This window comes from Vreelandella sedimenti, from assembly GCF_013416325.1.
Lineage (GTDB): Bacteria > Pseudomonadota > Gammaproteobacteria > Pseudomonadales > Halomonadaceae > Vreelandella > Vreelandella sedimenti.
In genome coordinates this window covers 203,893-217,784 of the sequence record NZ_JACCGK010000007.1, presented here as the reverse complement: position 1 = coordinate 217,784, position 13,892 = coordinate 203,893, and the positions used below count along the sequence as shown (strand labels likewise).

Annotated in this window: 16 protein-coding genes; 6 read left to right on the top strand and 10 right to left on the bottom strand. The window is 53.9% G+C overall.

All coding sequences use genetic code 11. From position 1 onward, the window contains the following. The 4 genes from HZU72_RS09960 (at window position 1) to HZU72_RS09945 (ending at window position 4,428) form a co-directional block, all read left to right on the top strand. Complete coding sequence (locus HZU72_RS09960) at window positions 1-1,356, top strand: cbb3-type cytochrome c oxidase subunit I (RefSeq protein ID WP_180091648.1); 1,356 nt, start codon at window positions 1-3, stop codon at window positions 1,354-1,356. A 64-nt stretch (window positions 1,357-1,420) separates the two neighbouring features. Next, window positions 1,421-2,233 carry a CbbQ/NirQ/NorQ/GpvN family protein gene (locus HZU72_RS09955; protein ID WP_180091647.1) on the top strand — a complete coding sequence of 271 codons (813 nt, stop codon included), beginning with the start codon at window positions 1,421-1,423 and terminating at the stop codon, window positions 2,231-2,233. Between the two features lie 9 nt (window positions 2,234-2,242). Further along, the gene (locus HZU72_RS09950; protein ID WP_180091646.1) at window positions 2,243-4,186 is read left to right on the top strand and encodes a nitric oxide reductase activation protein NorD; all 1,944 of its coding nucleotides are present in this window, start codon (window positions 2,243-2,245) and stop codon (window positions 4,184-4,186) included. 11 nt (window positions 4,187-4,197) lie between these two features. Then, a complete protein-coding gene (locus HZU72_RS09945; protein WP_180091645.1) occupies window positions 4,198-4,428 on the top strand; it encodes a hypothetical protein in 231 nt (76 codons plus the stop codon). 16 nt (window positions 4,429-4,444) lie between these two features. On the opposite strand, the gene HZU72_RS09940 is transcribed toward HZU72_RS09945, so the two are convergent. From HZU72_RS09940 to HZU72_RS09930, 3 genes are all read right to left on the bottom strand, one after another. Continuing rightward, complete coding sequence (locus HZU72_RS09940) at window positions 4,445-4,747, bottom strand: cytochrome C oxidase subunit IV family protein (RefSeq protein ID WP_180091644.1); 303 nt, start codon at window positions 4,745-4,747, stop codon at window positions 4,445-4,447. 15 nt (window positions 4,748-4,762) lie between these two features. Further along, a complete protein-coding gene (locus tag HZU72_RS09935; RefSeq protein WP_180091643.1) occupies window positions 4,763-5,329 on the bottom strand; it encodes a cytochrome c oxidase subunit 3 family protein in 567 nt (188 codons plus the stop codon). 145 nt (window positions 5,330-5,474) lie between these two features. Continuing rightward, window positions 5,475-5,786, bottom strand: a complete 312-nt coding sequence (locus tag HZU72_RS09930; protein ID WP_235976057.1) for a c-type cytochrome — start codon at window positions 5,784-5,786, stop codon at window positions 5,475-5,477. 284 nt (window positions 5,787-6,070) lie between these two features. Between HZU72_RS09930 and ubiT the strand changes: the two genes are divergently transcribed. Continuing rightward, window positions 6,071-6,568 (top strand): ubiquinone anaerobic biosynthesis accessory factor UbiT, encoded by a 498-nt coding sequence (gene ubiT / locus HZU72_RS09925; protein WP_235976056.1) that lies wholly within the window; start codon window positions 6,071-6,073, stop codon window positions 6,566-6,568. 57 nt (window positions 6,569-6,625) lie between these two features. Here ubiT and hmpA read toward each other — a convergent pair whose 3' ends face one another. Together hmpA and HZU72_RS09915 are read right to left on the bottom strand one after the other, a co-directional pair. Continuing rightward, the gene (gene hmpA, locus HZU72_RS09920; RefSeq protein WP_180091641.1) at window positions 6,626-7,798 is read right to left on the bottom strand and encodes an NO-inducible flavohemoprotein; all 1,173 of its coding nucleotides are present in this window, start codon (window positions 7,796-7,798) and stop codon (window positions 6,626-6,628) included. A gap of 175 nt (window positions 7,799-7,973) precedes the next feature. Further along, entirely contained in the window at window positions 7,974-8,429 is a 456-nt protein-coding gene (locus HZU72_RS09915; protein WP_180091640.1) for a hypothetical protein, read from the bottom strand. A 230-nt stretch (window positions 8,430-8,659) separates the two neighbouring features. On the opposite strand from HZU72_RS09915, the gene HZU72_RS09910 reads away from it, so the two are divergent. Further along, window positions 8,660-9,871: an NnrS family protein gene (locus tag HZU72_RS09910; RefSeq protein ID WP_180091639.1), complete on the top strand. Its 1,212-nt coding sequence runs from the start codon at window positions 8,660-8,662 to the stop codon at window positions 9,869-9,871. Between the two features lie 72 nt (window positions 9,872-9,943). On the opposite strand, the gene HZU72_RS09905 is transcribed toward HZU72_RS09910, so the two are convergent. The 5 genes from HZU72_RS09905 to HZU72_RS09885 form a co-directional block, all read right to left on the bottom strand. Continuing rightward, window positions 9,944-10,420 (bottom strand): DUF4870 family protein, encoded by a 477-nt coding sequence (locus tag HZU72_RS09905; protein WP_235976055.1) that lies wholly within the window; start codon window positions 10,418-10,420, stop codon window positions 9,944-9,946. A gap of 128 nt (window positions 10,421-10,548) precedes the next feature. Next, window positions 10,549-10,995, bottom strand: coding sequence for an Rrf2 family transcriptional regulator (locus HZU72_RS09900; protein WP_180091637.1), 447 nt, complete (start codon window positions 10,993-10,995; stop codon window positions 10,549-10,551). A 119-nt stretch (window positions 10,996-11,114) separates the two neighbouring features. After that, window positions 11,115-11,861, bottom strand: coding sequence for an anaerobic ribonucleoside-triphosphate reductase activating protein (locus HZU72_RS09895; RefSeq protein WP_180091636.1), 747 nt, complete (start codon window positions 11,859-11,861; stop codon window positions 11,115-11,117). Window positions 11,862-11,927: 66 nt separating this feature from the next. Continuing rightward, window positions 11,928-12,092, bottom strand: a complete 165-nt coding sequence (gene nrdD / locus HZU72_RS24000) for an anaerobic ribonucleoside-triphosphate reductase (RefSeq protein WP_180091635.1) — start codon at window positions 12,090-12,092, stop codon at window positions 11,928-11,930. Between the two features lie 43 nt (window positions 12,093-12,135). Continuing rightward, window positions 12,136-13,878, bottom strand: coding sequence for a ribonucleoside triphosphate reductase (locus tag HZU72_RS09885; protein ID WP_180091634.1), 1,743 nt, complete (start codon window positions 13,876-13,878; stop codon window positions 12,136-12,138). Window positions 13,879-13,892 lie beyond the last annotated feature (14 nt).

Here is a 13,892-nt window from a genome sequence, read left to right as displayed (position 1 = left end):
ATGAAATATGAAACCCAGAAGGTTGCTTTACCCTTTTTTATGGTGGCCATGGCGCTATTTACGCTACAAATAGTCTTCGGGCTGCTGGCCGCCACCGTCTATGCATGGCCTAGCTTCATGACCGAAGTGATGCCCTTTCATATCATGCGTGTCAGTCATACCAATCTGTTGATTGTATGGCTATTGATTGGCTTCATGGGGTGTACCTATTATTTGATGCCAGAGGAAGCCGAGCGGGAAATTCATAGTCCCAATCTGGCGTATATCCAACTGGCGATCTTTGCTTTTGCTGGTGTTGCTGCTCTGGTCGGCTACCAATTCGGAATCCACGAAGGGCGTGAGTTTCTTGAGCAACCGTTCTGGGTGAAAATACTCATCACCATCTCTTTTCTAATGTTTCTGTTCAATACCAGCATGACGCTACTCAAGGGGCGCAAGACCGCTATTAATCTGGTGTTAATGCTGGGTCTTTGGCTAGCGGCAGTGTTTTGGTTATTCGCTTTCTACAATCCGACCAATCTAGCGGTAGATAAACTCTATTGGTGGTGGGTGGTGCACTTGTGGGTTGAAGGCGTATGGGAATTGATCATGGCTTCACTGCTGGGTTACCTGCTGATCAAAATGACCGGCGTGGATCGCGAAGTGATCGAGAAATGGCTCTATATCATTGTCGGGCTGGCGCTATTCTCCGGCCTGTTGGGCACTGGCCACCACTACTACTGGATTGGCGCACCTGGCTACTGGCAGCCCATCGGCAGTATCTTCTCGACGCTTGAAGTGGCGCCTTTCTTCGCCATGGTGGTATTCGCCTTTACCATGTTCTGGAAGGGCAGTCGTAACCACCCGAATAAAGCGGCCATGCTATGGGCCTTAGGCTGCCCAACCATTGCCTTTTTTGGCGCTGGTGTTTGGGGCTTTATGCATACCCTATCGTTCGTGAATTACTACAGTCATGGTACTCAGGTAACCGCCGCTCATGGCCATCTGGCTTTCTATGGTGCCTATGTGATGCTGATTCTTGGCGTGATTACCTACGCCATGCCGCAGATCCGCCGTGTGCAGCCTTATAACCAAGTACTGAACATGTGGGGCTTCTGGATCGTCACCAGCGCCATGTGTTTCATGACGTTTACCCTGACATTCGCCGGGGTCGTGCAGACTCACCTGCAACGCGTCCTGGGCATGAATTACATGGAAGTGCAGGATCAATTAGGCCTGTTCTACATCATGCGTCTGGGCGCTGGTGTGGCCGTGGCAGTGGGGGCGATCATGCTGCTCTACTCCTTCTTCGGGCCCGCCCGAGAGCAGGTGCCAGCTGGTGGCACACAAATTACTGCTGGGGCAGGCTCGGCCTGAACTTAACGGCCCTGCGGGGCCGTTTTTGCTTTCTTTATTTATTTTCCGGCAATGGAGTCTTCCCATGCCTCTTTCTTCTGTCGCTAATCCTATCGATGAGCGTGAAATACCTTTCTACGAGAATGTCGGCAACGAATGCGCTATGTTTGAGCATGCCTTTCGTCAACGTTTGCCGCTGTTACTTAAAGGCCCTACCGGGTGTGGTAAAACACGTTTTGTTAGCCATATGGCCGCGAAGCTGGGCCGTCCGCTATTCACTATTTCATGTCACGACGATCTGACTTCAGCCGACCTTACAGGCCGCTATCTATTGCAGGGCGGTGAGACCCGCTGGATCGATGGCCCGCTTACTCGAGCAGTGCGCGAAGGGGGCATCTGCTATCTCGATGAGGTGGTGGAGGCGCGTAAAGATGTCACTGTGGTGCTTCACCCGCTCACCGATGACCGCCGACTACTGCCGTTGGAACGTACCGGGGAACTGCTCGAAGCGCCGGATGACTTCATGTTGGTAGTGTCTTATAACCCTGGCTATCAGCATATTCTCAAATCGCTTAAACCGAGTACCCGCCAGCGCTTCCTGGCCATGTCATTTGATTTTCCACCACCCAAAGTCGAGCGCGATATTGTCGCGCGGGAAAGCGGCCTGCCGGGTGAACAGTGCGCTGCGCTGGTCAATCTTGCCGCCAGCCTGCGGGCCATGAAGGGGCAGGATTTAGAAGAGGGCGTTTCTACTCGTCTATTGGTTTACTGCGCTACCCTAATTGCCGCTGGGGTGCCCATACTGGAAGCTGCCCGCGCTACCTTAGTGGAGCCGCTAAGCGATGACGCAGATGTTCAGGAAGGGCTGATGGAAGCCATTCAAGCAACCTTTGGGTGAGGGCACTGCATGCTTGATTTTCTTGAAGTCGAAGAGTTTGTAGGCCGCCATTGGCACCGCTGGGCTTCCAGTGCGGCAAGCTACCCTGACCATCCCGAAGCCGCAGTGCAACTTGAAACGCTGCGGCCCATGCTCGGCGTCTTTTTCCGCGCTAGTGGCGGAGAGGCGGGTATCGATGTTGCCGCTATTGCGGGGCGTAGTTCGTCGCATCGCTTATCCTTACGTCAGAGGCTTGGGCTTGATGAGGAGGTGCTCGATCAAGCACGCCGTGACGAAGAGGGGTTGTTATTACCACCACGTATCGCCCTGTTCGCTGAGGCTTCCTTGAACCGGGATCTCTACCTTTGGCTGGTAGCGTACCTGGCGCTGACCCGACATGTGCGAGTCGTCGAAGATCCGTTGCAGCAAGACCTTCTCCAACTACGTGAAGTAAACCGGGCGACTCGGGCAGTGTTGGCCCACTTCCCTGGGCTCGCTCAGCGCCACGCCAGGTTGTGTCAGGCATTACTGGCCATTCGTCCCCAGCGCAAGCGCTTGCCGCCGATGGAAGCGGCGCTGGAATCGGTTCTCTGCACCCAGCTTGGAAAAACGCCTCCCGAGGCAGGCTGGGTCGAAGTGATGCATATCGCCATCCTTGATGACTCCCTTCCTTTGGACAACTTCCATGCGCCGCGTGGATACCGGCCGCCACTTCCGGTGCCGCTATGGGGGCAAGCCGTAGCCCTGGGGACTAATAAACAAGCACGAACCGAGCAGGAAGATGATGAGGCACCGGTCACGGGCAAGGATTCGCCGGAAGATGACCACGGTAAGCGTAAGGCTGACCGGCGCGAGCAGGATCAGGCCGACCGCGATGACTCTTTAATGCTCAATGCATCCGAAAAGATGCTTTCCTGGGCCGAAATGGTCAATCTCAATCGTCATGTAGAGGATGAAGACGATGATGAGGCCAAACAGGCGGCCGATCAGATTGATGAAATTGTGCTCAGTGCTAACCGTAAGAAGGCGGCTTCCAAGCTAAAACTTGATCTTGATCTGGCGCCCGATGAGGTGAGTGGGGGAAGGCTGCGTGGGCGCCATACCTATCCAGAATGGAACCATCGTAAGCAAATCTATATGCCTGACCACTGTGTGGTACTCAGCGATGTCCAGAGCGAGGAGGGGGAGAACTGGCAGCCGGACGAAACGACAAAACGGCGCATTCGCCGAGTCCGGCGCGAGTTTGAAGCACTTAGGCCGCGTCGTGAGACGCTACGTGGACAGCTGGATGGCAGCGAGCTGGATATGGACGCCGTGATTCGCTCCCGCTGTGATCTAGCGGCTACCGGGGAAGCCAGCGATCGTCTTTACCAAGCTAGCCGCACCCAGGCGAGGGATTTGGCGGTTTCAATCCTGGTCGATGTATCACTTTCCACTGAGGCCTGGCTGGAAGACCGGCGGGTGCTGGATGTGGCCAAAGAGGCGCTGCTGGTATTGGGCCACGGCCTTGCGGGTTGCGGCGATGACTATGCCATTCACAGCTTTACCTCGCACCGTCGTCACCGTGTTTGGGTCAATACGCTGAAAAGTTTCGATGAGCCAATGGGCGAACGGGTGTCACGGCGGATCGCAGCGCTCAAGCCAGGCCACTACACGCGTATGGGGCCCGCTATTCGGCACCTTTCCCAAGCACTTGCCAAACGGCCCAATCGGCACCGGTTGCTATTGCTATTGACCGACGGCAAACCTAATGACACCGACTATTATGAAGGGCGTTATGGTATCGAGGATACACGCAAAGCGGTACTTGAAGCGCGACGAGAAGAAGTGCGCGTGTTCGGGGTAACGATTGACCGGGAGGCGGGGCGCTATATTCCTCACCTGTTCGGGCGGGGTGGTTATGCCATTGTCCAGCGTCCGGAGCATCTCTCCTTGGCGCTGCCAAGTATCTACCGCCAGATTATTGCTTCCTAAGGAGGTTATCTATGTTGCGCTTGCGCCTCGTAGTGGCGATTAGTCTGTGGTCTTTAGTCGCTTTAGGAATAGTCGTGCCGCTGGTATGGCTTATCAATAACCGTGATTGGGGCGTGGCGCTGATGTTGCTGGTTCCCTTTATCGTTTATGGCTTGATGCGGCTGGGGCGGTTGCTGGAAGCCTGGGCAAATGCCGCGCAGCGGCCTTCAGATGCTCCGGGTTCCGATTCTACACTGCGCTAAATCCAATCCTGTGAGGTTACCCCACTAAATGAAATCGACCGGCCAGGTAGCCCGCGGCAATCAGCGTTAACGTTAATAGTGTCAGGGCAATGAAAACCCCCTTCCAGGCTGGGGTCGCGGCGCGCAAGTTTAAATAGACCATTAGCACACGGTGGGCTTTGAAACCGGTCGCCATCAGTATCATGGTGGCTGACCATAGGGGAAGCGCCTGCCAGTCGGTGGTCTGATCTAGCCGAGCGGAAAACATGGAAACCAGGGTCAGCGCCATTAATACGCCCCAAGTAATCAGTAAACGTCGTGTACCGGGCAGTGCCCTCATTGTTTCCTCACAAAATTATCTCATCAGATAAATTAGTGGATAAAGCAGGATCCAAATCAAGTCCACCATATGCCAGAAGGCTGCCGCCGTTTCTACGTTCTCGGTGGTGGTGCGCCAGCTCACTAAGCCTAGTAGCGCTAAGCCGAACACAACGTGAGCAAAATGGAAGGCGGTTAAACCATAGTAAAAACCAAAAAAAGCGTTCGTTTCTGGCGTTATTCCAGCGGCAAACTTACTTGTATACTCAAAAACCTTAATGAGACAGAACAGCAGGCCCAACAGTATAGCGGCGCCTAACCACTGTCGGCTGCGCTGTATGCGCTTAGCGCTTATCGCCTCAACGGCAAAGGCTACAAAAAGTCCACTGGTCAAGAGCACCAGGGTATTGAGGCCGCCCAGCACCGTGTCAAGCTGACGTTGGGATTCATTGAATAGTGCAGGGTCAAGGGCGCGTTGACCGGCATAGAGCGCAAAGAAGGCGGTGAAAACCAGCATTTCGCTCAGTATCAATACCCACATCAGTGGATTGCCGGGTAGCGCTGAAAGCGGCCCCCAGCCGGGATTGGGCAGGTCGCGCCTCATTAACCCTCCACTCTGTAAGCGGTTAGCCGGGTTGCATAAGGAATCCCGGCAATTCTGATAGCATTTTTCGAGCTACGTTGAACACCATCAGACAGTGGTTTTGGCTGATGACGATTCGTCACGACTTTCCGCATCGTTGGTAGGTCTATTCGACTGCTTCAACCATAAAGTCGACGGCTGCTTGCACCTCTTCGTCGCTAAGGCTCATGTTTCCACCTTTGGGCGGCATGGCGTTGAAGCCATTGATCGAGTGCTCATAGAGGGTGTCGATGCCTTTTTCGATTCGGGGCTCCCAGGCCTCTTTATTACCCTTGATAGGCGCACCAGCAGCCCCTGTCATGTGGCAGGCCATGCAGGCCTGGTTGTAAACCGCCTCGCCATCAGCCTCCGCCTGAGCAGCGACTGAAAACGCCATGGCAGCACCAGCGGCGATAAGGGCAGTAAATAATGGTTTCATCATGGTTCTCCTCACTTTTTTACGGTCGTGGGCGCTATGATTCCAATTCGGATGCTTTGATGTGCATCTCTTGGCCTGGCAGGGTCAATGCTGAAGCAACGTTAGCTTACAACTGAGGTGTTAATACGCTAAAAAAAGATAATTTTATTAAGATACACTTTATATGCATCTTAATGCTTGCGCAATGCATAGTCTTGACGCATGTCATTACCGTGCGTCTCAGCAACGCTTAGCATCAGTGGCCTAGTGTTTGCCGATGATGCCTTTGCCCCGGAGTGACTGCTATGTCATTGCTGTCTTTACCTTTTTCCATGCCTTCTTTTTCAATTTCTCCTCCTATGACGCCTGGCCATTTGATACGTCTCCTTGATCCACGGGTACCTTTTACAATTAAGCAACGTATAGTCGAGCCTTTACTCAACCGTACTTTTGCTATACCGCTCGCAGAGGGGGAATTCGATGCTTTGGAAGGTCGGCGCATTAGTCTCGCCATCGCCGATTTAGGTGTGACGCTAAGCCTGACGCTTGAATCGCAGCGCTTGATATTATGTCGCGAGAAAGGCGAGGCAACCATTCGTGGTGGTTGGCGTGAATTCTTGTGCCTTGCCACGCGCCGTGAGGATCCCGACAGCCTGTTTTTCCAGCGTCGCTTAATCATTGAAGGGGATACAGAACTGGGGTTGACGCTCAAGAATCTGCTTGACGGTTGCGAGGAAGGCCTTGCACAAGGGCATTTGGGTGAACTGTTGTTGGGGCTGGAGCGTTTAGTACGTAAAGAATGATCCAGGCTTCTGAACTGTTCACAAGCGGCCCCGGGGATATCCCGAGGCCGGCCATTATTAAGCTGCGTCGAGGGGGCGTGAAGGACCAAAGTGCTCAAAGTGTCGGCGATCTTCGTCGACACCCAGTTCAGACAAAGCACTATTAATCGCCGTCATAAACCCTTGGGGGCCGACGAAGTAGCAGCGCGACTTAAGGCCAGGCAAGTAGTGAGCTAATAAGCCGCGGTCGATACGACCGATATGTTCGGCTTCGTTGCCGCGTTCATGAATACGGATAGCCTTAAGACGTTGAGGATACTCGCTCTTCAGTGCTTCTAGTTCGCCTTTAAAGGCCTGGTGTTCGGCATCCAGGGCAGCGTGTAGATAGATGACTTGCCGCCCAAGGGACAAGGCGTGGCGTGCCATGGGAAGCAGGGGCGTTTGCCCAACGCCGCCGCTGGCAAGCAGCAGAGGTTCGTCACCCTCAATTAACGTTAGGTCACCTGCCGGCGGTAACAGTTCCAAGGTGTCGCCTGGTTTTAGCACATCATGGAAATGGCGGCTGACTTGCCCCTGCTCTTCGCGTTTGATCGAGATTCGATAGCTTTGGCCATTTGGTGTATCTGAGAGGCTGTAATGCCGATAAACCAGCTCGCCATTAATGGTTAGACGCACACCGATATACTGACCTGGCTCATGGTCAGCCACACGGCCTCCATCCTCGGGCTCAAGGATAAAAGAGCGAATTAGAGCACTTTCCTGCTGGGTACTGGCAATCTTGAAACGGCGTGTGCCGCGCCACCCGCCCGGGCGCTGCTCAAACTCACGATAGCGCTGGTCTTCGAGGTCGATTAACAGGGCGGCAAGCTCGTTATATAGAGCGCCCCAGGCATCGGCGATTTCCGGGGTGACGGCATCACCCAACACTTCGCCAATCGCCGCCAGTAGGCATTCACCGACAATAGGGTACTGCTCGGGAAGAATGCCTAACGAGACGTGTTTACTGACCACAACATCCAGCGTGGCGCGCGCTTGAGCAGGATTGTTGCGTAGTTGGACATAGGCCAACACGGCGTTGGCCAGGGCACGGGGCTGACCACCGCTTTGCTGGTGAACCTCATTAAAGAGCGGCTTGACCTCTGGGTAACGGGTAAACATCAGCGGATAGAATCGCTGGGTAATCGCATTCAGGTGTTCGGCCACGACGGGAGCTGTCGCGTTGATCAGTTTTTCCTGCTCATGTGTTAGCACGAATAATACCTCAGGCGTTAAGATTCATTACACATGCATCTTAACGCCTGAAGATTATAAATGCCAACCACGAAGCAGGTTTCGGTATAGAAATGGGTTTATGGCTACTGCATAAACGCGAGTAGGCATCAATGAGTCATATGCTTTTCTCCAGGATTGGCTAAGCAAACGGCAGTTATTCAAATGTGGCGCAAACGGGCGCCTGTTCTTCAGGGGCGAGCTGTGTCACTTCAGTGATATTGTCGCTGATATTAGTGAAGGCAATACGCCATTGGTGGTCAATATCGATAGGGTCGCAACTTCCTACGCTGCCTTCACCGAAATTGGAATCGATCCAGTAGTGCAGATCGTAGAGTTTGCCTTCTTCGAATATCTCAGAGAATTGAAAGGTGAAAGCGGGTTCGCCGGTACCTGAAATAGTGTCCGACTGCTTGGCAACTACTTCGTTGGCATGAATGTCGACGATAGCCGCGTGAACGCTGTTGCCTTGATGTGGAATCAAGAAGGTGCCGTCACCTTCAAAAGTGAGGTCATAGTTTTCGTTTGCCGCCGCTTGAGTGGCAGCGAAGCATAAAGGCAGAAGCAGACAAACAACGGTTGTGGAGCAGTTCTTAAAGGGCAGAATAGGCATAGTTTACCTCACCAATCAGAATTAAATTAAGGCATGTAAACGCACATACTTTTTTCAGCATCGGGCTCGATTTCCAGCCTGAAGCAGGTGGCTGGGTTGCAAAGACACCTGTCATTATCCAGAGTCTAGCTTACTTAAAGCGTAAAGATGCATTATTGATACTTGTCATGGTTTTTGTTGTTGGCCTGACGCACAATGCATATCCAAGCAAATCAGTGAGGTATTAAGCTATGTCGACGATCACCTCCTCCCAACCGGCCTCTAAGCTCAAGCAGCTACCGTTGTTGCGTCTGGCTTTTCGACCCTTTTTCCTGTTAGCTGCACTGTTCAGTATCGCCTCTCTCCTGGTTTGGTTAGCCTTTTGGCATGGCAATATTCTGCTGCGCCCGTATGGTGGTTTGGTGTTCTGGCATCAGCATGAAATGCTGTTTGGCTTTGCCGCGGCGGTGGTGGGGGGGTTTTTGCTTACCGCTGTACGAAACTGGACCGGATTGCCGAGCTTAAGCGGCGCGCCGCTACTGGGTCTGGTGGTGCTATGGCTATTGGGTAGGGTGCTGATGGCTTTCCCTATGGATTTGCCGGGATGGCTTCTGCTGGCGGTTGATCTTGCGTTTCTGCCAATGGTCGCCATTGTTATGGCGCGTCTAGTTATCACCGCAAAGCGTTGGCGCAACTTGATCTTTATACCAGTGCTGTTGCTGTTTGCCGTTGCTAACCTAGCGATGCACTTAGGAGTGATACAGGGTGACGCCGAGTTAATTCGCCAAGCTGCCTACTTAGCCGTGCTGTTAATCACACTGATGATGACCGTCGTTGGCGGGCGGGTGATTGCCATGTTTACCGCCAACCGTTTGGGACGAACCAAACCTGTACCTATTCCTTTACTCGAAGGAGTAACGCTGGTAAGTACGGCTGGCGTTGTCGTGCTGCAGCTGGTCATCATGTTGGGGGTTGCCATTCCTGCTTTATTAATGGGGGGAGTGATGCTCTTAGCGGCGTTGGCCAACACTGTTCGCATGGCGCGTTGGGGAGGGCTGCATAGCTGGCGTGAACCTTTACTTTGGGGGCTTCACGGTAGCTACGCCTGCATTCCGCTAGGGCTTATCATGTGGGTCTTGGCACTCATGGGGCTGATGCGCGTTGAGCTTGCCGTGCACGCCCTGACCATTGGTGGCATGGGCACCATGATGTTGGCCATGATGGCCAGGGTTTCGCTAGGTCATACGGGCCGCCCCATACGCACGTTGCCCGGTATTGGTGTGGCACTGGGCTTAATGCTAATCGCCGCCTTGGTGCGCTCACCCGTCTTGGCGGTATTTCCCCAGATCACCCACTGGACCTATACGCTGAGCATCATCTTCTGGTGCGTGGCCTACGCAATATTCGTCGTGCACTACACTTGGCCGTTGATGCAGGCGAGAGTCGACGGTCAGGATGGCTGAACGAATAATAGATGGCGCCTGCATCCGTCCGGATGTAGGCGTATTAAAACCATTGAGGTATTCAAACGCTCATTAGCGATCAGCCAGGGTGACCCGGGCACCGCCAAAGGCAAGGCTTCGCGGGTTGGCTATCGGGCGGTTGTTGGTGAGATGGGTGATGCCTACCCCACAACGGCCCACCATCCATATCAGGCAGGCTGTAAAATAGAGATAGCCTAGTGCCCAGGGGGCTACTGCGGGTAGCCCGATCCAGCCCAGTAGATGCCAAATGGCCGTGAACAGTACCCCGCCTAATAGCCCTAACCAGAACGTTCTAATCTGAAATTGCAGATGGGAAGCGACCCATTCCTCGGCGTCGTTTTTTTTCATATGGGCGATGAGCGCCCCGATGGGAGCGGTCACGATAGCCAACACGCTACCCAGAAAGAGCATATACACAATGATAGCTACGCCGCGCCCGCGACATTTCTTAAAGCTATTAGGTGCGTCTGTAGTTAGTGACGCTTCAGATTGAGCAACGGAGGGCATGGATGGGGGAGTGATAGCCATAGACAACCTCATTGGACAAAGTGGAGATCATTAATAGTGAGCTTAAAGTGTATCTATAATGCATTTATTGTAGTGCAACTAGGGAGGGCTTTCCTGTCTGACATCAATAGGCTTGTTTCTAGTGATCGTCAGGTGTTGACGGTGGGTATACGCATTAATCCCGCCAGCTGCGGGTAACGGTTGGTCAACACATCTGCCAGGGTATAACGGTCAAGTACCGCCAGGAACGCTGTCAATGCTTCGTTTAAGATGGGTCGTAGCCGACATGAGGGTGTGATAATGCAGCTATTGTCGCTATGAAAGCACTCGACTAACTCCATGCCATGTTCCATTTCACGCACAAGCTGGCCCAGCACGATAGTCGCAGGATCACGTGTGAGCAATAAGCCGCCATTCTTGCCTCTGATAGCTGTCACGTAGTTTTTCTGACTAAGCTCTTGAACGACTTTCATCAAATGATTGCGGGAGATATCAAAGGTCTCTGCGATCTCATTGATGGTAGAGCGCTCTTCGCCTTTTACGGCAAGAAATATCAATACACGTATTGAATAATCGGTGAATCGGGTGAGATGCATGGAGTGCGCTGTGCTCCGATAGTAGCCAATCTATAAAACAAACATGTTGTATGAATGTTCAGTAAGTTGCAATAAGAACATAGGTGTACTGATGCTGAGCTGGGTCAAGAAAGACAGCGTTAGTGTCTTAGCTCAAGCTGCTCAAAGTGCGGTTTCAAACGGTTGATCAGTGCGCTCATCTGAGCTGTAGATGGAATATTGGCAACTCGCTGAGAATAGGTGGGGTCAAGACATTGCTCGCTGCGAGCCAGCTGTAGCGCGTAGTGGCGTACACCGCAGTCGGCAAGGGTTAGCGCCAGGCGTTCCACGTCGCCAAGCTGAAAATCTTGCCAGTGGATGGTGGTGCGGCACTCGAAGCTGACCCCGCTTTCAATTATGGCCCCCAAACTGCGGGCATGCAGCTGCCACATGCCGGGGCGGCCACAGATACGGTCAAATGCTTCTCCACGCCCTTTAACATCCAATCCCACCCAGTCAAGGTCTGGCAGTAGCCGCGTTAGGCGTTCAGGATAAACGCCGGCGGTATGCAGCCCTACCTTAAAGCCCATGGCTTTTACTTGCTTAATCGCCGCTGGCAAACCGGTATTCAGGGTTGGCTCTCCACCGCTGAAAACCACGGCTTCCAGCAGGCCTTGGCGAGTGGCCAGGAATTCCAGCACCGCCTGCCACTCATGAAGCTCGCCTCGTCGCGGCGCGATCATGGTGGGATTGTGGCAGTAGCCGCACCGTAGCGGGCAGCCTTGTAAAAAGACAACGCACGCCAGATGATCGGGATAGTCCAGGGTCGTTATGGGGACAAGGCCGGCAATAGGCAGCCGAACCGTGGCAGTTTCATTGCTGGCGTCAAGGGTCGTTATAAGCGACATAGTGATAACCCTGCTGGGCGCCCGTTGCCGGGCACCCAGCCGTTGTGAAAGGAAGAGGAGGGTCAGCTACCGAGAGGCGGCATTCTCAGTAAAATGGCGGCGCTCCCGATGTTCGGCACGTTTGCCGATATTGAACTGGCTTACCGGGCGGTGGTAACCCATAACACGGGTCCAGACTTCGCAGCGCTGGCGCTGTTCAGTGGGCAAGCTAGCGTATTGAGTGGTTTGCATTAGTGTGTTCCTTAAATGAGTTAATAAAAGCGAGGCAATAGCCTCATGCTGTGGCGATGTTGGTTGCATTCGCCGTTTGCGCCCAGAGTACTTCATCGCACTTGGGGCAGAACTCGTGCTCACCGGACAGGTAGCCATGTACCGGGCAGATCGAAAAGGTCGGCGTCACTGTGAGGTAGGGTAAGCGAAAGTGAGAGAGCGCCGTTTTTACCAGCTTGCGGCAGGCCGAGGCCGAGGTAATCCGTTCGCGCATATAGAGATGCAATACCGTGCCGCCGGTATAGCGCGTCTGTAAGGGATCCTGGTGGCTAAGCGCCTCAAAGGGGTCATCGGTATGGCCCACCGGCAATTGACTGGAATTGGTGTAGTAGGGCGCCTCGGGTGTACCGGCCTGAAGAATGTCAGGAAAACGAGCCAGATCCTCCCGCGCAAAACGGTGAGTCGTGCCTTCCGCCGGTGTGGCTTCAAGGTTGTACATATGGCCGGTCTGTTCTTGAAATTCGCGCATTCGCTCGCGGACGTGGTCAAGCAGATCAAGTGCCAGCTGTAGCCCCTCTGAATCGGCGATATCGCAGCGATCTCCTGTGAAGTTACGCACCATTTCGTTGAGCCCATTCACTCCTAGGGTGGAGAAATGATTGCGCAGCGTGCCCAGGTAGCGCTGGGTAAAGGGGTAGAGCCCCTGATCCATCAGTTGCTGAATGCGCTTGCGCTTGAGTTCGAGGCTATCGCGCCCGAGCGACATTAGGCGATCCAGCTCGCTGAGTAGCCCGGCCCGGTCGCCGGCGAAGCGGTAGCCCAGCCGGGCGCAATTGATCGTTACTACCCCCAGCGATCCGGTTTGCTCCGCGCTGCCGAACAGACCGTTGCCGCGTTTGAGCAGTTCACTCAAATCAAGCTGCAGGCGGCAGCACATGGAACGCACCATGTGAGGTTCCAGATCCGAATTTAGAAAGTTCTGAAAGTAGGGCAGGCCGTACTTGGCGGTCAGTGCGAAGAGCCGCTCGGCGTTGTCGCTTTCCCAGTCGAAATCATGAGTGATGTTATAAGTGGGTATAGGGAAGGTGAACACACGCCCGTGGCGATCCCCGGCCTCCATGACTTCCAAATAGGCCCGGTTCATTAGGTCCATTTCAACCTGCAGTTCACCGTAGCTGAACGGCTGCTCCTCGCCGCCGATAACTGGCACCTGCTGGCGCAAGTCGTCGGGGCAGACCCAGTCGAAAGTCAGGTTGGTAAAGGGTGTCTGACTACCCCAGCGCGACGGCACGTTGAGGTTGTAGATGAATTCCTGAAGCGCCTGCTTGACCTGCGCGTAAGTGAGGCCGTCCTTGCGCAAGTAAGGTGCCAGATAGGTATCGAAAGAACTGAAGGCTTGTGCCCCGGCCCACTCGTTCTGCAGGGTGCCGAGAAAGTTGACCATTTGCCCCAGGGCACTGGAAAGGTGGCGGGGTGGATGGCTTTCGGCGCGCCCCGGCACCCCATTGAATCCTTCATGCAGCAAAGTACGCAGCGACCAGCCGGCGCAATAGCCGCACAGCATATCCAGGTCGTGAATATGCAAATCACCTTCCCGATGGGCTTCCCCCACGGCGTGTGGATAAATTTCATCGAGCCAGTAATTAGCGATCAACTTGCCCGATACATTGAGTATCAAACCACCCAATGAGTAGCCCTGGTTGGCATTGGCATGAACACGCCAGTCGGCGCGTTGGAGGTACTCGTTGACCGTTGAGGCGACATCAATATGACGCTTTGCTACCTGAACGCTGGTGGAGTCTTTCACCTAATTCACCTATA